Annotated in this window: 19 protein-coding genes; 10 read left to right on the top strand and 9 right to left on the bottom strand. The window is 49.1% G+C overall.

What is annotated here, in order from left to right; translation table 11 throughout:
* Positions 1–109: 109 nt before the first annotated feature.
* Together BEB54_RS22245 and BEB54_RS22240 are read right to left on the bottom strand one after the other, a co-directional pair.
* Positions 110–742: a helix-turn-helix transcriptional regulator gene (locus BEB54_RS22245; protein ID WP_001305805.1), complete on the bottom strand. Its 633-nt coding sequence runs from the start codon at positions 740–742 to the stop codon at positions 110–112.
* Positions 743–1,201: 459 nt separating this feature from the next.
* Entirely contained in the window at positions 1,202–2,431 is a 1,230-nt protein-coding gene (locus tag BEB54_RS22240; RefSeq protein ID WP_000065947.1) for an amino acid permease, read from the bottom strand.
* A gap of 254 nt (positions 2,432–2,685) precedes the next feature.
* Between BEB54_RS22240 and BEB54_RS22235 the strand changes: the two genes are divergently transcribed.
* From BEB54_RS22235 to ygeA, 5 genes are all read left to right on the top strand, one after another.
* A complete protein-coding gene (locus tag BEB54_RS22235; RefSeq protein WP_000656039.1) occupies positions 2,686–3,867 on the top strand; it encodes an acetyl-CoA C-acetyltransferase in 1,182 nt (393 codons plus the stop codon).
* A gap of 286 nt (positions 3,868–4,153) precedes the next feature.
* Positions 4,154–4,990 carry a 5-dehydro-4-deoxy-D-glucuronate isomerase gene (gene kduI, locus BEB54_RS22230; RefSeq protein ID WP_000383251.1) on the top strand — a complete coding sequence of 279 codons (837 nt, stop codon included), beginning with the start codon at positions 4,154–4,156 and terminating at the stop codon, positions 4,988–4,990.
* Between the two features lie 29 nt (positions 4,991–5,019).
* The gene (gene kduD, locus BEB54_RS22225) at positions 5,020–5,781 is read left to right on the top strand and encodes a 2-dehydro-3-deoxy-D-gluconate 5-dehydrogenase KduD (RefSeq protein WP_105276690.1); all 762 of its coding nucleotides are present in this window, start codon (positions 5,020–5,022) and stop codon (positions 5,779–5,781) included.
* Between the two features lie 314 nt (positions 5,782–6,095).
* The gene (gene araE, locus BEB54_RS22220) at positions 6,096–7,514 is read left to right on the top strand and encodes an arabinose-proton symporter AraE (protein ID WP_000256438.1); all 1,419 of its coding nucleotides are present in this window, start codon (positions 6,096–6,098) and stop codon (positions 7,512–7,514) included.
* Positions 7,515–7,642: 128 nt separating this feature from the next.
* Positions 7,643–8,335, top strand: a complete 693-nt coding sequence (gene ygeA, locus BEB54_RS22215; protein WP_105276689.1) for an amino acid racemase — start codon at positions 7,643–7,645, stop codon at positions 8,333–8,335.
* Here the strand turns inward: ygeA and lysR are convergent.
* Positions 8,322–9,257: a DNA-binding transcriptional regulator LysR gene (gene lysR / locus BEB54_RS22210; protein WP_039020555.1), complete on the bottom strand. Its 936-nt coding sequence runs from the start codon at positions 9,255–9,257 to the stop codon at positions 8,322–8,324. The two genes, ygeA and lysR, sit on opposite strands and share 14 nt — an antisense overlap.
* Before the next feature lie 121 nt (positions 9,258–9,378).
* On the opposite strand from lysR, the gene lysA reads away from it, so the two are divergent.
* A complete protein-coding gene (gene lysA / locus BEB54_RS22205) occupies positions 9,379–10,641 on the top strand; it encodes a diaminopimelate decarboxylase (protein WP_105276688.1) in 1,263 nt (420 codons plus the stop codon).
* Between the two features lie 6 nt (positions 10,642–10,647).
* On the opposite strand, the gene galR is transcribed toward lysA, so the two are convergent.
* Complete coding sequence (galR, locus tag BEB54_RS22200) at positions 10,648–11,679, bottom strand: HTH-type transcriptional regulator GalR (RefSeq protein WP_105276687.1); 1,032 nt, start codon at positions 11,677–11,679, stop codon at positions 10,648–10,650.
* A 585-nt stretch (positions 11,680–12,264) separates the two neighbouring features.
* On the opposite strand from galR, the gene aas reads away from it, so the two are divergent.
* Positions 12,265–14,424: a bifunctional acyl-ACP--phospholipid O-acyltransferase/long-chain-fatty-acid--ACP ligase gene (gene aas / locus BEB54_RS22195; protein ID WP_000899026.1), complete on the top strand. Its 2,160-nt coding sequence runs from the start codon at positions 12,265–12,267 to the stop codon at positions 14,422–14,424.
* Positions 14,417–15,610: a lysophospholipid transporter LplT gene (lplT, locus tag BEB54_RS22190; RefSeq protein ID WP_000004624.1), complete on the top strand. Its 1,194-nt coding sequence runs from the start codon at positions 14,417–14,419 to the stop codon at positions 15,608–15,610. Before aas ends, lplT begins: the two co-directional genes overlap by 8 nt.
* Before the next feature lie 38 nt (positions 15,611–15,648).
* Here lplT and BEB54_RS22185 read toward each other — a convergent pair whose 3' ends face one another.
* The 5 genes from BEB54_RS22185 to mutH all read right to left on the bottom strand — a co-directional run bounded on the left by BEB54_RS22185 (position 15,649) and on the right by mutH (position 20,437).
* Entirely contained in the window at positions 15,649–17,304 is a 1,656-nt protein-coding gene (locus BEB54_RS22185) for a DUF4139 domain-containing protein (protein WP_105276686.1), read from the bottom strand.
* Between the two features lie 157 nt (positions 17,305–17,461).
* Entirely contained in the window at positions 17,462–18,502 is a 1,041-nt protein-coding gene (locus BEB54_RS22180) for an NADP(H)-dependent aldo-keto reductase (RefSeq protein ID WP_105276685.1), read from the bottom strand.
* A 107-nt stretch (positions 18,503–18,609) separates the two neighbouring features.
* Positions 18,610–18,828: a lipoprotein YgdR gene (ygdR, locus tag BEB54_RS22175; protein ID WP_000758655.1), complete on the bottom strand. Its 219-nt coding sequence runs from the start codon at positions 18,826–18,828 to the stop codon at positions 18,610–18,612.
* A gap of 137 nt (positions 18,829–18,965) precedes the next feature.
* Positions 18,966–19,679, bottom strand: a complete 714-nt coding sequence (locus BEB54_RS22170) for a TerC family protein (protein WP_000895624.1) — start codon at positions 19,677–19,679, stop codon at positions 18,966–18,968.
* Positions 19,680–19,747: 68 nt separating this feature from the next.
* Complete coding sequence (gene mutH, locus BEB54_RS22165) at positions 19,748–20,437, bottom strand: DNA mismatch repair endonuclease MutH (RefSeq protein ID WP_000082180.1); 690 nt, start codon at positions 20,435–20,437, stop codon at positions 19,748–19,750.
* 185 nt (positions 20,438–20,622) lie between these two features.
* Here mutH and ygdT point away from each other — a divergent pair, with 185 nt between their 5' ends.
* Both ygdT and rppH read left to right on the top strand, forming a co-directional pair.
* Complete coding sequence (ygdT, locus tag BEB54_RS29745) at positions 20,623–20,769, top strand: protein YgdT (protein WP_269555777.1); 147 nt, start codon at positions 20,623–20,625, stop codon at positions 20,767–20,769.
* Between the two features lie 352 nt (positions 20,770–21,121).
* Positions 21,122–21,652, top strand: coding sequence for an RNA pyrophosphohydrolase (rppH, locus tag BEB54_RS22160; RefSeq protein WP_000564486.1), 531 nt, complete (start codon positions 21,122–21,124; stop codon positions 21,650–21,652).
* Positions 21,653–21,654: the final 2 nt, after the last annotated feature.

Below are 21,654 nucleotides of genomic sequence, written 5' to 3'. Positions count from 1 at the left end.
TTTTAAATACCATGTTGTTTACTCTTGGGGTTACTGCTTATTTATAAAATACGGGCATTTCAATAGATGCCCGTATAAGCAGAGTATGATTCTGGCAGATTGTTGAGTATCAATGTTGGACCGAATGTGAACGAATAAATAACTCGTTTATTTTACCACCCATTCTCTTTTCGATTCGTTGCTTGTACGCGTAGATGCTACGGATATCCATATCCAGAACTTCAGCAATCTGATATGGATTATAACCAGAAACCATATACCCCATTATGGTGAATTCCATCTGAGTTAATGTGTTCCCTCTGGTAAATGATAAATAACGACCAATAAATAGTTGTCTGATCTTTTCATTGGCAACATCAAGACCATCATCATTATATATGACAGCAGATATTGCAGAGTTGTGTTTTCGCCAGTAGTTAGCTAACGATTGCATATTGCGGTCGCTGACTAAAACAATCCCCATGTCAGTACTTGCAAGATAGTCAATCCAGTCTTTTTCAAGGAATAGACGTAAAAAACTTACTGAAAAATCGACAAAAATATATCCGCTTAATCTCGCATTGTGGTTTTTTGTTAAGATACCTTCCACCACACCACGATTAAAATATGAACTTTCTTCGGGCCACATACAAAAACACGAGTTTGCGCAATACTGCAAACGCGGTGACTCTTCTGGCATTATTTGGCAATGCATTGAGCAACTATTGCATGTAAGACTTTTATAACGACTACAAAGCCCCATGTTAAGAACCTCCCTATCCGTATATAATTGCATAATTTCATTGGTTATTGATGATGTCAATACACCATGATTTTGTAATTTTGCTGGGAAAAATTGCGATTAATCTGTATTTGCTATAATTCTGAGTAAGGCATTTAAAAATGCATTTCTCGTTATCAAATATGATTATGTTTCACTGATTTAATCTTGCATGGTTGAGAACGGTTCAGATAACTATCTCATGGTATAAGAATATCTATATCGCAAATTGTTTTTGAATGACCAGAAGATATCTTGCGAATCTAAGTTATGCATCTTAAATAGTCTTATTTAAGATGTTCAGATCTCTTTGTGTGTTTAACTAACTGATAATACTACGATATGACGAGAGAAGTGATAGAGCGGAATAATAACAAATGAACATTATGAAAACTGGAATGGTTCAAAATTGTAGCAATTTTGAACCATTCACAACGGATATTAGCTAAAGAACATTACCGATACGCACAGGATACCCACGATCAGCGTAATCAGATTTCCGATGGAACGCCAGGGTTTAAGCGCCGGGATGAGATATGTTGACAGCGTAGGCATGATGAAAAGTATCATGGCAATGAGCGGGCCGCTGATCGCGTAAATCATCGAAATCGCGTTCGGGTTAATGCAACAAACAAAGAAGGTAATGAGCGATACCAACATAATTGATAGTGCGCGGTTAAATGCACGACTTTTCTTTACACCAACCTGCTGTAGTGTTGTTTTGACGACCTCCGTGGCACCTTCAATAACGCCAAAGTACGTACCCAGGAATGATTTCGACATCGCAACTACTGCGACAATAATCCCGGAAATTGACAACCATGCTGGGGCGTTCGGCAGCATAGAAAGTGCCGATAAAATGGTAACCCCTTCTTCTTTAGCCGCTTCAATATACGAAGGTGGAATAGAAAGCAGGCAGCTAAAGACAAAGAACAATACACTTATGCAGATGATGAGATAAGCGACTTTCATAATTTTTTTGCATTTATCCATAGCATGTTCGCCATATTTTTCACGTCTGTCTATGGCAAACGTAGAAATAATGGGCGTATGGCTAAAAGCGAAAACCATCACGGGAATCGATATCCATATCTGGTGAAGGGTATTCTGATTGAACTCTACCTGGGTAGTTAATAGATCAGGTTGCCAACTACCGACCAGGTAAATAGATAGAAATAAGAAATAGGCAATCAATGGGAATACCAAAAATCCCATTACCCGAATAGTGGCATGGCGTCCCATCAGAAAAATGAGATTCAGGATTAATACAACACCCAGACTCACCAACATACGGATGCGAAGATCAATAACCATATGCTTTGCCAGCTGTTCCGTAAGTGAGTTGGTAATTGCCACGGCATATATCAACACGACGACAAAAAAGGCGATGAAGTACAGCGTGGTAATCAGATTACCAATCTTCTTGCCATAGTAGTGTGTTACCGCGCCCGTTATCCCTTCACCTGCTGATGTTTTTGATGAGAGGATGAATTGGCATAAGGCTTTATGTGGCCAATATGTTAAAGGCCAGGCGACCAGAGCAGTAATAAACAGGACCACAGCCCCTGCCGAACCTAACTGAATAGGAAGGAAGAGCGTGCCTGCACCAACGGCTGTGCCGTAGAGCGCGAAACTCCACAGAGTTTCTTCTTTTGACCAAATATTAGACATTATCTGAACGTATCATCTACAAATTAAACAAAATGGAGGGCAATTTACCATAAACCAGGTTAAGTATGGGAGATTAACGCCCTTTCTACCTCTCTATTGGTGGGTTAGTGGTTGCAAACCTTACGTGCCAGTTATGTCTCTGACTGCTGGTCAGGCGTATTTCCTTTGTGATAAAAATCACTTTTTTTAAACAATTAAGATAACTGTAATTAACAATCATTTACTATTGCACTGTTAATTGGTGCGAGGTTGTGATGAAAGACGTTGTGATTGTCGGGGCGTTACGGACACCTATCGGCTGTTTTCGTGGTGCGTTAGCGGGTCATTCCGCCGTGGAACTTGGCAGCCTGGTCGTGAAAGCGTTAATAGAACGTACCGGTGTTTCTGCATATGCGGTGGATGAAGTGATTCTTGGTCAGGTGTTGACTGCAGGAGCAGGGCAGAATCCGGCAAGGCAATCGGCTATTAAAGGTGGTCTTCCTAACAGCGTTTCTGCAATCACGATTAATGACGTTTGCGGTTCCGGGCTTAAAGCACTGCATCTGGCTACTCAGGCGATCCAGTGTGGCGAGGCGGATATTGTCATCGCCGGTGGCCAGGAAAACATGAGCCGCGCACCACACGTTCTTACAGATAGCCGCACCGGTGCACAGCTTGGCAATAGCCAGTTGGTTGATAGTCTGGTGCATGACGGCTTGTGGGATGCCTTCAATGATTATCATATTGGTGTCACCGCCGAAAATCTGGCTCGCGAATATGGCATCAGCCGTCAGTTGCAGGATGCTTACGCACTTAGCTCGCAACAAAAAGCGCGAGCGGCGATTGACGCCGGACGATTTAAAGATGAAATCGTCCCGGTAATGACCCAAAGTAACGGTCAGGCGTTGGTTGTTGATACCGATGAACAGCCACGCACTGACGCCAGTGCAGAAGGCTTGGCCCGTTTAAATCCTTCATTTGATAGTCTCGGTTCTGTGACAGCGGGTAATGCATCATCCATAAACGATGGCGCAGCTGCGGTAATGATGATGAGCGAAGCCAAAGCGCGAGCGTTGAATTTACCCGTGCTTGCCCGCATTCGCGCATTTGCCAGCGTTGGTGTAGATCCGGCATTAATGGGCATTGCGCCGGTGTATGCGACACGCCGTTGCCTGGAACGTGTCGGCTGGCAGTTGGCTGATGTCGATCTTATTGAGGCTAATGAAGCGTTTGCTGCTCAGGCGCTTTCGGTTGGCAAGATGCTTGAATGGGATGAGCGTCGGGTCAATGTTAATGGTGGCGCGATCGCGCTCGGTCACCCAATAGGCGCGTCCGGTTGCCGAATCCTGGTTTCTCTGGTTCATGAAATGGTGAAACGTAATGCCCGCAAAGGACTGGCTACGCTTTGTATCGGCGGGGGCCAGGGCGTGGCATTGACCATTGAACGTGACGAATAGCTCTGCATTTCCTCCTTACCGATAAATATCAGCCGTCATTAATCTGTTGAATAATGGTGGCTGGCGAGTCGACATACATTTTCAGGGCTCCCTGATTTTTCCATTCTCATGACATATTCGTGATCGACACTGCACTTTTTTCAGTCCTTACCTTAAAAATGAAACATTGTTTTATTTTTAATTGAAAACCCTATCCTGTGGGCATATCATCCCCTTATAGAGAAAACGAAACAGCGTTTCACTATCGTTTTCTATTTTCACGCTTCACTGATTATCGGAGGTTGATGTGGACGTAAGACAGAGTATCCACAGTGCGCATGCAAAAACGCTGGATACCCAGGGGTTGCGCAATGAATTTTTGGTTGAAAAGGTATTTGTCGCCGATGAGTACACCATGGTTTACAGCCACATTGACCGTATTATTGTTGGCGGCATTATGCCGGTAACTAAAACGGTTTCCGTTGGCGGGGAAGTTGGTAAACAACTCGGGGTAAGCTATTTCCTGGAACGTCGCGAGCTAGGTGTTATCAATATTGGCGGTGCCGGTACGATTACCGTCGATGGTCAATGCTATGAAATCGGTCACCGCGAAGCCCTGTATGTTGGTAAAGGCGCAAAAGAAGTTGTCTTTGCCAGTATTGATACCGCTACTCCGGCGAAGTTTTATTACAATTGCGCACCTGCGCATACGACGTATCCCACCAAAAAAGTCACACCGGACGAAGTATCTCCAGTCACGTTAGGCGATAACCTCACCAGCAACCGTCGCACGATTAACAAATATTTTGTCCCGGATGTGCTGGAAACCTGCCAATTGAGTATGGGGCTGACGGAGCTGGCTCCGGGTAACTTGTGGAACACCATGCCGTGTCACACCCACGAGCGCCGGATGGAAGTTTATTTCTATTTCAATATGGATGATGACGCCTGCGTTTTCCACATGATGGGGCAGCCGCAAGAAACGCGTCATATTGTGATGCATAACGAGCAGGCGGTGATCTCCCCGAGCTGGTCGATCCATTCCGGTGTCGGAACCAAAGCTTATACCTTTATCTGGGGCATGGTCGGTGAAAACCAGGTCTTTGATGATATGGACCATGTGGCCGTTAAAGATTTGCGCTAGTTGTGGGCATAAACGAATAAGGTATTGTTATGATTTTAAGTGCATTTTCTCTCGAAGGTAAAGTTGCGGTCGTCACTGGTTGTGATACTGGACTGGGTCAGGGGATGGCGTTGGGGCTGGCGCAAGCGGGCTGTGACATTGTTGGCATTAACATCGTTGAACCGACTGAAACCATCAAGCAGGTCACGGCGCTGGGGCGTCGTTTTTTAAGCCTGACCGCCGATCTGCGAAAGATTGATGGTATTCCTGGACTGCTGGATCGCGCGGTAGCTGAGTTTGGTCATATTGATATCCTGGTGAATAACGCCGGATTGATTCGGCGCGAAGATGCTCTCGAGTTCAGCGAAAAAGACTGGGACGATGTCATGAACCTGAATATCAAGAGCGTATTCTTCATGTCTCAGGCAGCGGCGAAACACTTTATCGCACAAGGCAATGGCGGCAAGATTATCAATGTCGCGTCAATGCTCTCCTTCCAGGGCGGGATCCGTGTGCCTTCTTATACCGCATCAAAAAGCGGCGTGATGGGCGTGACGCGATTGATGGCGAATGAATGGGCTAAACACAACATTAATGTTAATGCGATAGCTCCGGGTTACATGGCGACCAACAATACTCAACAACTACGGGCAGATGAACAACGTAGCGCGGAAATTCTCGACCGCATTCCAGCTGGCCGTTGGGGACTGCCGAGTGACCTGATGGGGCCGGTAGTGTTTCTTGCCTCCAGTGCTTCAGATTATGTGAATGGTTATACCATTGCCGTGGATGGCGGTTGGCTGGCTCGTTAATCCATTCTTCTTACTTTTATGACCCTGCCGCATGGCAGGGTTTTTTATACCTGTAGATCATCATAATCCATATCATGGTTATGAAATAATCCATATCAATTATCAATTAGTGAACTTTATGAATTTTATCTGCTTTAAAATTAGTTGGTTAATAATAATCTCAATAATTCAACTTAATTTGAAAATTGGAATATCCATCACATAACGACATGTCGCAGCAATTTAATCCATATTTATGCTATTTCCGACCTGACACCTGTTTGAATTGTTCACGTATTTTTTCACTATGTCTTACTCTCTGCTGGCAGGAAAAAATGGTTACTATCAATACGGAATCTGCTTTAACGCCACGTTCTTTGCGGGATACGCGGCGTATGAATATGTTTGTTTCGGTAGCTGCTGCGGTCGCAGGATTGTTATTTGGTCTTGATATCGGCGTAATCGCCGGAGCCTTGCCGTTCATTACCGATCACTTTGTGCTGACCAGCCGTTTGCAGGAATGGGTGGTCAGTAGCATGATGCTCGGCGCAGCAATTGGTGCGCTGTTTAATGGGTGGCTGTCGTTCCGCCTGGGGCGTAAATACAGCCTGATGGCGGGGGCTATCCTTTTTGTGCTCGGTTCGATAGGGTCCGCTTTTGCGACCAGCGTAGAGATGTTAATCGCCGCTCGTGTGGTGCTGGGCATTGCTGTCGGGATCGCGTCTTACACCGCTCCTCTGTATCTTTCTGAAATGGCAAGTGAAAACGTTCGCGGTAAGATGATCAGTATGTACCAGTTGATGGTCACACTCGGCATCGTGCTGGCGTTTTTATCCGATACAGCGTTCAGTTATAGCGGTAACTGGCGCGCAATGTTGGGGGTTCTTGCTTTACCAGCAGTCCTGCTGATTATTCTGGTGGTCTTCCTGCCAAATAGCCCGCGCTGGCTGGCGGAAAAGGGGCGTCATATTGAGGCGGAAGAAGTGTTGCGTATGCTGCGCGATACGTCGGAAAAAGCGCGAGAAGAACTCAACGAAATTCGTGAAAGCCTGAAGTTAAAACAGGGCGGTTGGGCACTGTTTAAGATCAACCGTAACGTCCGTCGTGCTGTGTTTCTCGGTATGTTGTTGCAGGCGATGCAGCAGTTTACCGGTATGAACATCATCATGTACTACGCGCCGCGTATCTTCAAAATGGCGGGTTTTACGACCACAGAACAACAGATGATTGCGACTCTGGTCGTAGGGCTGACCTTTATGTTCGCCACCTTCATTGCGGTCTTTACGGTAGATAAAGCAGGGCGTAAACCGGCTCTGAAAATTGGTTTCAGCGTGATGGCGTTAGGCACTCTGGTGCTGGGCTATTGCCTGATGCAGTTTGATAACGGTACGGCTTCCAGTGGCTTGTCCTGGCTCTCTGTTGGCATGACGATGATGTGTATTGCCGGTTATGCGATGAGCGCCGCGCCAGTGGTGTGGATCTTGTGCTCTGAAATTCAGCCGCTGAAATGCCGCGATTTTGGCATCACTTGTTCGACGACGACAAACTGGGTGTCGAATATGATTATCGGCGCGACCTTCCTGACTCTGCTCGATAGCATTGGTGCGGCAGGTACGTTCTGGCTCTACACTGCGCTGAACATTGCGTTTGTGGGCATCACTTTCTGGCTCATTCCGGAAACCAAGAATGTCACACTGGAACATATCGAACGCAAACTGATGGCTGGTGAGAAGTTGAGAAATATCGGCGTCTGATTTCACGGGCCGGATGTGCTGTACATCCGGCCCTTTTTTCGTTAATAGAGATTGGGCACCTGGCCGTTGAGGCGTTTGTCTCGTTCCTTATTCAGCCTTGTTGCGGTAACACACATCAGGAGAGAGGAATGAAAACAATTGGTTTGCTGGGAGGAATGAGTTGGGAATCCACTATTCCTTATTATCGTCTGATTAATGAAGGTATTAAACAGCGGCTTGGTGGGCTTCACTCTGCGCAAGTGCTGCTACATAGCGTCGATTTTCATGAAATAGAAGAGTGCCAGCGTCGCGGCGAGTGGGACAAAACCGGGGATATTCTGGCTGAGGCGGCGCTTGGCTTACAGCGGGCGGGCGCAGAAGGCATTGTGTTATGTACCAATACGATGCACAAAGTGGCGGATGCCATTGAGTCTCGTTGCTCGCTGCCTTTCTTACATATAGCGGATGCCACCGGACGTGCAATTACCGGGGCCGGAATGACTCGTGTGGCGCTGCTGGGTACGCGTTACACCATGGAACAGGATTTTTATCGCGGGCGGCTGACGGAACATTTTTCCATCAACTGTCTCATTCCTGAAGCGGATGAACGGGCGAAAATTAATCAGATTATTTTTGAAGAACTGTGTCTGGGGCAATTTACCGAAGCGTCACGCACTTATTATGCGCAAGTGATTGCTCGCCTTGCAGAACAGGGCGCACAGGGTGTCATTTTTGGCTGTACGGAAATTGGTTTACTGGTGCCAGAAGAGCGCAGTGTTCTGCCTGTGTTTGATACTGCGGCGATCCATGCCGAGGATGCTGTCGCTTTTATGCTGTCGTAGCTGACGACAAAATAGCGTCAAGAGAAGTGACCAGTTTCGGTAATCCCGCTTGTAAATGCTCACTAAACGCCTGAACCAGCGCTGATGACGGGCGGTGCAGGGGGCGGATCAGGCTGACGGTGAACGGAACCGCAATACTGAACCGCCGTACCACTAAACCGCTTGCCGCATAATCCAGTGCGGTGAGCGGGTTAACCACCGAAACACCTACCCCCGCCCGTACCATTGCGCAGACTGACGCGGCGCTGTGGGTTTCTACGATCATGCGTCGTTTAACCTGATTCTCAGTAAACAATTGATCCAGCAACTGGCGATAGCTGTCAGTACGGGAAAGGCTGATGTAGTTCTCACCCTGAAAATCATCCGGCGTTAATACCTTTTTTACCGCTAGCGGATGACCCGGAGGTAACACACACACTTCATCTAAAGAGAGTAATTCGGTACGTTCTGTTCCCGCAGGCGTATGGAGCGTCTCAGTGAGCCCTAAATCATGACGCTGGGCCGAGAGCCACTCTTCAAGTAGCGGTGATTCCTGGGGCACGATATTTAAGCTGACATCGGGATAACGTGCCAGAAAGGGTTGCAGGAGCTGCGGTAAAAAAGATTGCGAAAAGACCGGCAGGCAGGCTATAGACAGTTCTCCCTGGCGAAACTCGCGCAGACTTTCTGCGGCGCTGACTATGCGATCCAGTCCGTACCAGGATCGTTGCACTTCTTCAAACAGACGCAGTCCTTGCACGGTAGGATGTAATCGTCCACGTATGCGCTCAAACAATTTCAGCCCGATCACCTTCTCAAAGCGCGCCAGTTCGCGGCTGACGGTTGGCTGTGAGGTGTGTAGCAGGTGTGCCGCCTCAGTCAGGCTTCCGGCGGTCATTACCGCATGAAAAATTTCAATATGACGTAAGTTAACGGCGGCCATTAGCGCTCTCTCGCAATCCGGTAATCCATATCATTTTTGCATAGACTCGACATAAATCGATATTTTTTATTCTTTTTATGATGTGGCGTAATCATAAAAAAGCACTTATCTGGAGTTTGTTATGCCACATTCACTGTTCAGCACCGATACCGACCTCACCGCCGAAAATCTGCTGCGTTTGCCCGCAGAATTTGGCTGCCCGGTGTGGGTCTACGATGCGCAAATTATTCGTCGGCAGATTGCAGCGCTGAAACAGTTTGATGTGGTGCGCTTTGCACAGAAAGCCTGTTCCAATATTCATATTTTGCGCTTAATGCGTGAGCAGGGCGTAAAAGTGGATTCCGTCTCGTTAGGCGAAATAGAGCGTGCACTGGTGGCGGGTTACAATCCGCAAACGCACCCCGATGATATTGTTTTTACGGCAGATGTTATCGATCAGGCGACGCTTGAACGCGTCAGTGAATTGCAAATTCCGGTGAATGCGGGTTCTGTTGATATGCTCGACCAACTGGGTCAGGTTTCGCCAGGGCATCGGGTATGGCTGCGTGTTAATCCGGGGTTTGGTCACGGGCATAGCCAAAAAACCAATACCGGTGGCGAAAACAGCAAGCACGGTATCTGGTACACCGATCTGCCCGCCGCACTGGACGTGATACAACGTCATCATCTACAGCTGGTCGGCATTCACATGCACATTGGTTCTGGCGTTGATTATGCCCATCTGGAACAGGTATGTGGTGCTATGGTGCGTCAGGTCCTCGAATTCGGTCAGGATTTACAGGCTATTTCTGCGGGCGGTGGGCTTTCTATTCCTTATCAACAGGGTGAAGAGGCGGTTGATACCGAACATTATTATGGTCTGTGGAATGCCGCGCGTGAGCAAATCGCCCGCCATTTGGGCCATCCTGTGAAACTGGAAATTGAACCGGGTCGCTTTCTGGTGGCGCAGGCTGGCGTATTAATTACTCAAGTGCGGAGCGTCAAACAAATGGGTAGCCGCCACTTTGTGCTGGTTGATGCCGGGTTCAACGATCTGATGCGCCCGGCAATGTACGGTAGTTACCACCATATCAGTGCCCTGGCATCTGATGGTCGTTCTCTGGAACACGCACCAACGGTGGAAACCGTCGTCGCCGGACCGTTATGTGAATCGGGCGATGTCTTTACCCAGCAGGAAGGGGGAAATGTCGAAACCCGCGTCTTGCCGGAAGTGAAGGCGGGTGATTATCTGGTACTGCATGATACGGGGGCATATGGCGCATCAATGTCATCCAACTACAACAGCCGTCCGCTGTTACCAGAAGTTCTGTTTGATAATGGTCAGGCGCGGTTGATTCGCCGTCGCCAGACCATTGAAGAATTACTGGCGCTGGAATTGCTTTAACTGCGGTTAGTCGCTGGTTGCATGATGACTTGCCTCCAGCGATGGCGTTGACACTGAATGGCGACGTACCAGCGTCGGACTAAAGACATTAGTGATTTCCGGGAGAGGGCGATTATTAGCCAGCGCCAAAGCCAGTTCGGCAGCCTGGGTCGCCATCGTCACGATTGGGTAACGCACGGTGGTCAGACGCGGGCGCACATAGCGTGACACCAGCACATCATCAAAGCCAATTAACGAAATCTCACCCGGTACTTCAATACCATTATCATTGAGAACGCCCATCGCACCCGCCGCCATTGAATCGTTATAACAGGCTACCGCAGTGAAATTCCTTCCGCGTCCCAAAAGCTCGGTCATTGCCTGTTCGCCGCCGCTTTCGTCCGGTTCGCCAAATGTCACTAGCCGGTCATTGGCCGGAATACCACTTTCAGCAAGGGCATCGTAATACCCTTGCAGACGATCTTCGGCGTCAGAAATAGAGTGGTTAGAGCACAGATAACCAATGCGGGTATGACCTTGCTGAATTAAATGACGCGTTGCCAGCCAGGCACCGTAACGATCGTCCAGAGCAATACAACGGTTTTCAAAGCCAGGCAGGATACGGTTGATCAGCACCATACCGGGCATTTGTTTCATTAATGAGGCTAAATCGGCATCCGGGATCATTTTGGCATGGACAACCAGCGCAGCACAGCGGTGGCGGATCAGTTGCTCAATGGCCTGACGCTCTTTTTGCTCGTTGTGGTAACCGTTGCCAATCAATAAAAAATTACCAGTGTGATAAGCCACCTGCTCGACCGCTTTCACCATTGCACCGAAAAACGGATCGGAAACATCACCAACGACCAGACCGACCGTTTCAGTGGTCTGTTGCGCCAGCGCACGGGCGTTGGCGTTCGGGTGATAACTAAGAGACTCCATTGCACTATGCACAGCCAGCCGGGAGGCTTCGCTGGCTTTGGGTGAATTATTAATGACGCGGGAAACGGTGGCGACTGAAACGCCTGCCAGTCGGGCTACATCCTTTATGGTCGCCATGAAAATACCTTAGTGGGTAAACGCTTACATTCTGTCAGTGTTACGGAAAATACCTGTTGGTTCAAGTGGCGACGTGTTTTCATCGTGGGAATGTGAGCCAAACGCAAATAAATAAGACAAAAAAAGAGATTGCAAACCTTTGGTTACACTTTGCGAAACGCTGTTGCGATTGACCGCTGGTTGCGTTTGGCTTCAGGTTGCTAAAGTGGTGGTCCCAGAGGTATTGATAGGTGAAGTCAACTTCGGGTTGAGCACATGAATTACACCAGCCTGCGCAGATGCGCAGGTTTTTTTTTGCCGGTCATCAATCTGTAACAGTAACCGACAATTTACACACCTCGTTGCATTTCCCTTCATTCCTTTGCGTTTTATCGCTGGCGAAGAGTCGTCGTGCAGACCACAATCAAGATCCCAGAGGTATTGATTGGTGAGATTATTCGGTACGCTCTTCGTACCCTGTCTCTTGCACCAACCTGCGCGGATGCGCAGGTTTTTTTTCGCACCTAATTTACTGTCGCTCGCGTTCTTTATCTCGTGTAATCTCCCTCCATTCGCTTTTACTGAATCAGAGCAAAGGGAGTTGGAATGCTTTTTAGCTTTTTTCGAAATTTGTGCCGTGTTTTGTATCGCGTTCGCGTTACGGGTGACACCAAGGCACTGAAGGGCGAGCGCGTTCTAATTACGCCTAATCACGTCTCTTTTATTGATGGCATACTGCTGGCATTGTTTTTACCCGTACGTCCGGTATTTGCCGTTTACACCTCAATAAGCCAACAGTGGTATATGCGTTGGCTGAAATCATTTATCGACTTTGTTCCTCTCGACCCGACGCAACCTATGGCGATTAAACATCTGGTACGTCTGGTGGAACAGGGCCGACCAGTGGTGATTTTCCCTGAAGGACGCATCACCACCACTGGCTCGCTGATGAAAATCTACGATGGCGCAGGATTTGTCGCGGCGAAGTCTGGTGCAACGGTTATTCCTGTGCGTATTGAAGGGGCGGAACTTACGCACTTCAGCCGCCTGAAAGGTCTGGTTAAACGTCGCTTGTTTCCGCAAATTACTCTGCATATTTTGCCACCAACGCAGGTGGAGATGCCGGATGCGCCGCGTGCCCGTGACCGTCGTAAAATCGCTGGCGAAATGCTGCATCAAATAATGATGGAAGCGCGTATGGCGGTGCGCCCGCGTGAAACGCTGTACGAATCTTTACTGAGCGCAATGTACCGCTTCGGAGCCGGGAAGAAATGTGTCGAAGACGTTAACTTTACCCCGGACTCCTATCGCAAATTGCTTACGAAAACGCTGTTTGTTGGACGCATCCTTGAAAAATACAGTGTTGAAGGCGAACGCATCGGCTTAATGCTGCCCAATGCAGGCATCAGTGCGGCAGTGATTTTTGGGGCCATCGCCCGTCGCCGCATTCCTGCAATGATGAACTACACCGCCGGGGTAAAAGGGCTGACCAGTGCTATTACGGCGGCTGAAATCAAAACCATCTTCACTTCCCGCCAGTTTCTCGATAAAGGCAAACTCTGGCATCTGCCAGAGCAACTTACTCAGGTGCGCTGGGTCTATCTGGAAGATTTAAAAGCGGACGTCACCACTGCCGACAAAGTGTGGATTTTCGCTCATTTGCTGATGCCGCGTCTGGCACAGGTAAAACAGCAGCCGGAAGAAGAGGCGCTGATCCTCTTTACCTCCGGTTCTGAAGGCCATCCGAAAGGCGTCGTCCATAGCCATAAAAGCATTCTGGCGAACGTCGAGCAAATTAAAACGATTGCCGACTTCACCACCAACGATCGCTTTATGTCGGCGTTACCGCTGTTTCACTCCTTTGGGCTGACGGTAGGCCTGTTTACGCCACTGCTCACAGGTGCAGAAGTGTTCCTTTATCCAAGCCCGCTGCATTACCGCATTGTGCCGGAGTTGGTGTATGACCGCAGTTGCACCGTGTTGTTCGGTACCTCGACTTTCCTCGGTCACTACGCGCGCTTTGCCAACCCGTATGACTTCTATCGTCTACGCTATGTGGTGGCAGGCGCAGAAAAACTACAAGAAAGTACTAAACAGCTTTGGCAGGATAAATTTGGCCTGCGCATCCTTGAAGGCTACGGTGTGACCGAATGCGCGCCTGTCGTTTCTATCAACGTACCGATGGCGGCGAAACCCGGTACGGTAGGGCGTATTCTACCAGGAATGGATGCGCGCCTGTTGTCGGTTCCTGGTATCGAAGAGGGCGGACGCCTGCAACTGAAAGGGCCGAACATAATGAACGGCTATCTCCGGGTGGAGAAGCCAGGTGTACTGGAAGTGCCCACCGCCGAGAATGTTCGCGGCGAAATGGAGCGCGGCTGGTATGACACTGGCGATATCGTGCGTTTTGACGAGCAGGGCTTTGTGCAGATTCAGGGCCGCGCAAAACGCTTTGCCAAAATTGCAGGCGAAATGGTGTCGCTGGAAATGGTGGAACAACTGGCACTTGGTGTTTCGCCAGATAAAGTCCATGCCACTGCGATTAAGAGCGATGCCAGCAAAGGCGAGGCACTGGTGCTTTTCACCACAGATAACGAACTGACGCGCGATAAGTTACAACAGTATGCCCGCGAGCACGGCGTGCCGGAGCTTGCTGTACCGCGCGATATTCGCTATCTGAAACAGATGCCATTACTTGGCAGCGGCAAACCTGACTTTGTCACGTTGAAAAGCTGGGTAGACGAAGCGGAACAACACGATGAGTGAGTCAGTGCACACTAACACTTCGTTGTGGTCGAAGGGGATGAAAGCGGTTATCGTGGCGCAGTTTCTCTCTGCGTTTGGCGATAACGCGCTGCTGTTTGCCACTTTGGCGTTACTGAAAGCGCAGTTCTATCCGGAGTGGAGCCAGCCCATCCTGCAAATGGTGTTTGTAGGTGCTTACATTCTGTTTGCGCCGTTTGTCGGGCAGGTGGCGGATAGCTTCGCCAAAGGCCGGGTGATGATGTTTGCCAACGGCCTGAAGCTGCTGGGCGCAGCCAGTATCTGCTTTGGTATCAATCCGTTTCTCGGCTATACGCTGGTGGGTGTTGGTGCTGCAGCCTATTCACCGGCGAAATACGGTATTCTCGGCGAATTAACCACGGGTAGTAAGTTAGTGAAAGCTAACGGTTTAATGGAAGCGTCTACCATAGCGGCGATTTTGCTCGGTTCCGTAGCCGGTGGTGTACTGGCTGACTGGCATGTCCTGGTCGCCCTGGCCGCATGCGCACTGGCCTACGGTGGTGCGGTCGTTGCCAATATCTACATTCCTAAACTGGCGGCGGCGCGTCCGGGGCAGTCCTGGAATCTCATCAGCATGACCCGCAGTTTCCTGAATGCCTGCACATCGCTATGGCGCAATGGTGAAACGCGTTTTTCGCTGGTGGGTACCAGTTTATTCTGGGGAGCGGGTGTCACGCTGCGTTTCCTGTTGGTGCTGTGGGTACCGGTGGCGCTGGGTATTACCGATAACGCTACGCCCACCTATCTCAACGCGATGGTAGCGATTGGTATCGTGGTTGGTGCAGGTGCGGCAGCGAAGTTAGTTACGCTGGAAACCGTGTCACGCTGTATGCCAGCCGGGATTTTGATTGGCGTGGTGGTACTGATTTTCTCCCTGCAACACGAGCTGCTGCCAGCCTATGCTTTGTTGATGCTGATTGGCGTGCTGGGAGGCTTTTTTGTCGTTCCGCTCAATGCGTTGCTACAGGAGCGGGGTAAAAAAAGCGTCGGGGCGGGGAATGCGATTGCAGTACAAAACCTTGGCGAAAACAGCGCCATGTTGTTGATGCTGGGCATTTACTCGCTGGCGGTAATGGTAGGCATCCCGGTCGTGCCCATTGGCATTGGCTTCGGTGCGCTATTTGCGCTGGCAATAACGGCGCTGTGGATCTGGCAGCGCCGTCATTAAGCTTTCACCAGATGGCATATTCAGCCATCTGGTGAAGATCACATTCCCGAAGGGTGCATACCTTTCGGATACTTCACGCTGTATGAGAATGGCAGACTCACGTTCTCTTTGCCTGACAGTTTCAGCGTCCAGGACAGTTCACCCGTTTTCGCATCAAACTGTGCCTGGCCATATTGCATTTTTTCCACCGTAATATCACTGTTAGCACTGACTGGGATCTGGTCGAGTAGAGTGATATCCACCGCTTCGCCGTAGCTGTTCTTTACATTGAGGGTGTAACTGAAGTTGCGTACCGCGCTGTCGTTAAAGATAGATAACGCATTCTCTTTTTTGAGTACGGCTTTACGCTGAATAATCAGCTTAGGATCGCGGTTAAGCTGAATATCCAGCGACTTACCATCTTCTGGCGGCTGCAAATAGCCCACGCCGGTACGGTTGTTACCAAAGAAGATCTGACTTTCGCCGGGGATTAAATTTAACTGTTCCCACTCTTTAATTTGCACCTGGAGATACGCGTCATTACTGATCTTCGGAATAGCAAAGAAGCGATATTTACCGCTGACCGACTCTTCCTTAATGACCACCGTGCGCGCGGTATTATCGCTGTCGATTTGCCACGGCAGCGAAAGCGCATAGCGGACATTTTGCGCAGTGAAACTTTCTGGTCGAGCCGAAGCTGGCACTGCCTGTTCGGCATACTTGCGCCCGGCTTGTCGCTCCCTTGTTTTTTGCATCTCTGCCACCAGGGTTTTCTGCAATTCTGAGGCATCCTGGTTAGACGAATATTCCGAACGCTGTTCCATCACGGGTGATGCTGAAAGCGAGCCGCTTACACCACCATACTCCGGAACATCCACATACAGGGTTTCCAGGTGTGGCAACGTAAGATGAGTATCAGGTTCACTGGTCGAGAGCACGAGATTAACGCCTTTCCAGGGCAACCCCGTATACTGGCGAATATTAGCCTTGTAAACCAGACGCAGCGGCTGGTTTATGGCAGTGGCGTGAATATCATAGATCGGCGTCCAGGTAGCATCAGGGGTCATATAACGTACCACCGCTTTCGCTGTGACGGCTTTTGGGGCATAGACCTTAGCGACAATAACCTGCGGATCATTGGCTGCCACCGAATCGCCGTTACTCATGCTCTCGCGTTGCTCCAGCTTTTCAATTTCAAGCTGCTTATCAGCAAGTTTCTGCGTCAACTCATTGTCGGCTCGTAATAACTCACCATTTTTCTCTTTCACCATTTGCAGATACTTGCCAACTTCGGCGGCACTTTTATTGGTTAATGTGCTATTTGCCTCTAATACCTTAATTTGAGCCGCGATATTGTTTTTCTCGGCGGTCAGTTTTGCCTGTTCCACCTTTGCTGCTTTTAACTGTTGCTGAATATCTGACGGCAGCGCATTCGGCTGTGTTTCCATTAGCGCGATACGTGAGGAAAGCACAGTCACTCCGTTATCGATAGAAATGGCGATGCTGTCGTCGGTTACCGAATTGGCGATATTAGTGAAAATAATTTCGCTTTCACCTGCCGGTAAGTTGAGTGTCTCTTCACCTTGTAGGCTGGCACCATGCAGATAAACAGTGACGTCTTTGAGTGTTAGCGGTTGAGTTAACTGCGCCCCCCAAGCGGAGGACAGACACCCGGTAAGCAACATGGCGAGGGGAATAGGTTTGAAAATCAACATGGTTATCCTTAACAATGGGCACAGACATTGAAACGCGCGCTGGCGTTGGCCAAAGGAGTCTATTGCTCTTTGTCAGGAAAGATGTGGCGAAAAGTAGTGAATATATTCTGAAAAGTGGGGAAAAGAGACGCCTGGTGCAAAACACCAGGCGAAAGGATCACGGTGCCGGATAAGTATAAACCTGATGCACCGCTTCAATTTCAGCTAATACGTCTTCGCTTAACTCCAGATGCAAACTTTCGACGTTAGTTTTCAGCTGCGCCATCGTGGTTGCGCCCAGCAGAGTGCTGGCAACAAACGGTTGACGGCGTACAAAAGCGAGCGCCATCTGAGCAGGATCCAGGCCATGACGTCTGGCGATATCGACATACGCCGCGACGGCTTTTTGCGTTTGCTCACCGCTATAGCGAGTGAAGCGGCTAAAGAGCGTATTACGTGCGCCAGCAGGTTTTGCACCGTTGAGGTATTTCCCGGTCAGCGTGCCGAAACCCAGACACGAATAGGCCAGCAGCTCGACCCCTTCATACTGGCTGACTTCTGCCAGACCCACTTCAAAACTGCGGTTTAACAGACTGTAGGGGTTCTGAATGGTGACAATACGCGGCAGATCGTGTTTGTCCGCCAGATGCAGGTAACGCATTACGCCAAATGCAGTTTCGTTCGACACGCCGATATAACGAATTTTTCCCGCGCGTTGGTACTCTGCCAGTGCGTCCAGCGTATCCAGCAGCGAAACCGCAGGGGCAGAATCTGTCCAGCTATAACCGAGTTTGCCGAAGCAGTTGGTTGGGCGCTGCGGCCAGTGCACCTGATAAAGATCGAGGTAATCAGTCTGCAGGCGCTTGAGGCTGTCATGCAGAGCTTCGCGGATATTCTTCCGATCCAGCGCCTGATCCGGGCGGATGCCCTTGTCATTATTGCGCGACGGTCCGCTCACTTTGGAAGCGATAATTAACTTTTCGCGGCTGCCATGTTTTGCCAGCCAGTTACCGACGTAGGTTTCGGTTAACCCTTGCGTTTCGGGGCGCGGCGGCACTGGGTACATTTCGGCAACGTCGATAAGGTTAATGCCCTGAGCGACGGCATAGTCGAGTTGTGCGTGGGCGTCGGCTTCGCTGTTCTGTTCACCAAACGTCATCGTGCCAAGCCCCAGCGTGCTGACTTCCAGCGAACTGTGGGGTATACGGTGATATTGCATAGCCGTTTCCTTTTTATAATCACGACATAAGGAATATAAAAATGGCAGAGGGAAGGGAAAAGGGAAAGCGAAAAATCTTAAGGCCAGCCGGATGCTGACCTTATTTTTTAACGTTCAATAATTTGCGAAACATCATCACGGTTAATTTGCATCGCGTTACCTTGCTGATCGTGATAACTCACCAGCCCGGTATCATCATCAATTTCAGGTTTTCCATCGGTCAAAATCATACGGCCATCTTTGGTCGCCATGACGTAATCACTGGAACACCCGGAAACAGCAAACGCCAGTCCGACTGCAGAAATTATTACTGCCCATTTTTTCATCCGGTTATCCTCATTTGGCCCACCTATGATAATAGTCTTTTTATAAACCGACGTTATATATCTTGAAAGCAGGAAAATCTTAAACTGTGAGGGTAACAGGAGTGAGTACGCTCTCCTGCAGGAGAGCGTACGGAGTATCAGAGCGGATTCTTTTTGTTGCGAATCAGGTTGAGACTTTCAACCGCAATAGAGAAGAACATCGCGAAGTAGATGTAACCTTTCGGTACGTGGATGTCGAAACTTTCCAGAATCAGGGTAAAGCCCACCAGAATCAGGAAAGAGAGCGCCAGCATTTTTACCGAAGGATGGCGTTCGACAAAATCACCAATCGAGCGCGCGGCAAACATCATCACGCCTACGGCAATCACCACGGCTGCCATCATAATAAACAGGTGATCTGACAGACCCACAGCGGTAATCACCGAGTCGAGGCTGAAGATAATATCCAGCAGCATAATTTGCACGATAGCGCCGAGGAATGATGAAACGCGTGTTTTCAGCCCTTCTTCTTCACCTTCGATGGATTCGTGGATTTCCTTGCTGGCTTTCCAGATAAGGAACAAGCCACCCAGAAGCAGAATCAAATCACGGGCGGAAATTTCCTGGCTGAATATTGTAAAAAGCGGATTTGTCAGGCGCGTAACCCAGGCTATTGACGCCAGCAGCGCCAGACGCATAACCATGGCTCCCGCCAACCCCAGACGCCGCGCATGAGCACGTTGTGCTGTGGGGAGCTTTGCCACCACCAGAGAAAGAAAAATAATATTGTCGATCCCAAGAACGATCTCCAGCAGCGTCAGCGTACCGAGCGCAAGCCAGGCGTTAGGATCGGTTATCCATGCAAATAACATCTAAAAAGCCCTGCCAAAAAAATGAAGCGGTAATTATATGCCCGGAAAGCGGCAGGTCAAAGCGATGGCTACTGGATCAGAAAATGACGGGCCAGCAGCGCACTGGTGAAATTCTTCTTCAAATAAAAGCCACGCGGCAGCGTCAAAATCCGTTCGCCCCGGGCACCAATGGCTTCGGTAAGCGCTTTCGCATTCGCTGCTTTCGGGCGTATCTGTAAATACTCCCCGTGACGAGCGGTGATCCGCTCAACCTGACCGAGAACAATCATATCCATTAATTCTTCCCAGTCTTCGCGCAGTTGCCGGTCTTCCTCTTCATTCGGGCTCCATAGCAATGGTGATCCTACGCGACGCTGCGCCAGCGGGATGCTACGTTCGCCTTCAACCGGTATCCACAACACGCGTTTGAGCTTGTGGCGCACGTGGCTGGTTTCCCAGGTCACTCCACTATTGCCCGTTAATGGGGCAACACAAACGAATGTTGTTTCCAGCGGACGCCCAAGACTATCCACAGGAATAGTTTTAAGTTCCACACCCAGAGCAGCAAAATCTTGTTCTGGTTTACTCCCTGCACTGGCACCTAGCCAGATCTCCAGCAACACGCCGATCCAGCCCTTATCGCGTTTTAAATTCTCCGGCGTAACCAGCCCGGCAAGTGCCGCCAGTTCACCCAGTGTATAACCGGAAAGTTGCTGTGCTTGCGCTAACAACTGTGCTTCTGTTTCGGGAGGAGAAAGCAGTGGGCGAGGTTGGGACATGTCGTGATACCTTGATTAAAAAACAAACAGCTGTTCTTTGCCGAATATTCGCAGTGTAACTTTTTCCACATGCGTTATTCAATTCTATGATTTATATTGCTTTTTAGATTGTCGGTAATCGAGTTGCGCAACACTGCAACGGGTTTTCCAAATCTGGTCACTGAAAATAAACAGGATCTTACACCATGTTATCCACAGAAAGCTGGGATAACTGTGAAAAACCTCCACTACTGTTTCCATTTACAGCCTTGACGTGCGACGAAACTCCAGTTTTTAGTGGTTCAGTGCTTAACTTAGTGGCACATTCTGTGGATAAATACGGCGTTGATTGATATTTCGCCAACCTGTAAATGAGAGGTGTGACCTGGGTCACGAATTACTCCTTTTTATTACTTAAATTACATGTAATGCATTGACTAATAATGATTATTTTAAAGTATCGATATCAGGCTTATTCAGAATGCTCCGGGTTTTCCCGTAGTAATTCCGTAGTTCTTCACAACTCTATCCACAGAAAAGGTGAATAAAAACGGCTATCCACCCCTTCCTCTGTTTATAACTCTGCACATAACTGTGAGTTATTCAATTGTTATTAGTGTGTAATGCCCTGCAGAGAGTGGTTTACCGTCTTCATGGAGTATGAAACAATCATTCGTATATAAAGCTTTATTTTGAGGTAGTCCGGTGATTGATGACGATGGCTACCGCCCAAACGTAGGTATCGTGATTTGTAATCGCCAGGGGCAGGTAATGTGGGCCCGGCGATTTGGTCAGCACTCCTGGCAATTTCCGCAAGGCGGAATTAACCCAGGAGAATCCGCAGAACAGGCGATGTACCGTGAATTGTTTGAAGAAGTAGGATTAAGCCGCAAAGACGTTCGAATCCTTGCTTCAACGCGTAACTGGTTGCGCTACAAATTACCGAAACGTTTGGTGCGTTGGGACACGAAGCCGGTTTGTATCGGCCAAAAACAAAAATGGTTTCTCTTGCAGCTGGTGAGCGGCGATGCAGAAATCAATATGCAAACCAGCAGTACACCAGAGTTTGATGGCTGGAGATGGGTAAGTTACTGGTATCCGGTCAGACAGGTGGTGTCATTTAAACGTGATGTCTACCGTAGGGTAATGAAAGAGTTCGCGAGTGTGGTGATGGCGCTGCAGGATAATACGCCAAAACCACAAAACGCATCTGCTTATCGACGTAAAAGAGGTTAAGT

It is taken from the genome of Escherichia sp. MOD1-EC6021 (assembly GCF_002965245.1).
Taxonomy (GTDB): Bacteria; Pseudomonadota; Gammaproteobacteria; order Enterobacterales; family Enterobacteriaceae; genus Escherichia; species Escherichia coli_F.
Note: the sequence above shows the minus strand (reverse complement) of the source record. Positions and strands in the feature narration are given on the sequence as shown.

Excerpts from the sequence above, each read along its gene's own strand:
- BEB54_RS22245 (WP_001305805.1), bottom strand. The coding sequence starts at position 742 with ATGGGGCTTTGTAGTCGTTATAAAAGTCTTACATGCAATAGTTGCTCA.
- BEB54_RS22240 (WP_000065947.1), bottom strand. The coding sequence starts at position 2,431 with ATGTCTAATATTTGGTCAAAAGAAGAAACTCTGTGGAGTTTCGCGCTC.
- BEB54_RS22235 (WP_000656039.1), top strand. The coding sequence starts at position 2,686 with ATGAAAGACGTTGTGATTGTCGGGGCGTTACGGACACCTATCGGCTGT.
- kduD (WP_105276690.1), top strand. The coding sequence starts at position 5,020 with ATGATTTTAAGTGCATTTTCTCTCGAAGGTAAAGTTGCGGTCGTCACT.
- araE (WP_000256438.1), top strand. The coding sequence starts at position 6,096 with ATGGTTACTATCAATACGGAATCTGCTTTAACGCCACGTTCTTTGCGG.
- ygeA (WP_105276689.1), top strand. The coding sequence starts at position 7,643 with ATGAAAACAATTGGTTTGCTGGGAGGAATGAGTTGGGAATCCACTATT.
- lysR (WP_039020555.1), bottom strand. The coding sequence starts at position 9,257 with ATGGCCGCCGTTAACTTACGTCATATTGAAATTTTTCATGCGGTAATG.
- lysA (WP_105276688.1), top strand. The coding sequence starts at position 9,379 with ATGCCACATTCACTGTTCAGCACCGATACCGACCTCACCGCCGAAAAT.
- galR (WP_105276687.1), bottom strand. The coding sequence starts at position 11,679 with ATGGCGACCATAAAGGATGTAGCCCGACTGGCAGGCGTTTCAGTCGCC.
- aas (WP_000899026.1), top strand. The coding sequence starts at position 12,265 with ATGCTTTTTAGCTTTTTTCGAAATTTGTGCCGTGTTTTGTATCGCGTT.
- lplT (WP_000004624.1), top strand. The coding sequence starts at position 14,417 with ATGAGTGAGTCAGTGCACACTAACACTTCGTTGTGGTCGAAGGGGATG.
- BEB54_RS22185 (WP_105276686.1), bottom strand. The coding sequence starts at position 17,304 with ATGTTGATTTTCAAACCTATTCCCCTCGCCATGTTGCTTACCGGGTGT.
- BEB54_RS22180 (WP_105276685.1), bottom strand. The coding sequence starts at position 18,502 with ATGCAATATCACCGTATACCCCACAGTTCGCTGGAAGTCAGCACGCTG.
- ygdR (WP_000758655.1), bottom strand. The coding sequence starts at position 18,828 with ATGAAAAAATGGGCAGTAATAATTTCTGCAGTCGGACTGGCGTTTGCT.
- BEB54_RS22170 (WP_000895624.1), bottom strand. The coding sequence starts at position 19,679 with ATGTTATTTGCATGGATAACCGATCCTAACGCCTGGCTTGCGCTCGGT.
- mutH (WP_000082180.1), bottom strand. The coding sequence starts at position 20,437 with ATGTCCCAACCTCGCCCACTGCTTTCTCCTCCCGAAACAGAAGCACAG.
- ygdT (WP_269555777.1), top strand. The coding sequence starts at position 20,623 with ATGTTATCCACAGAAAGCTGGGATAACTGTGAAAAACCTCCACTACTG.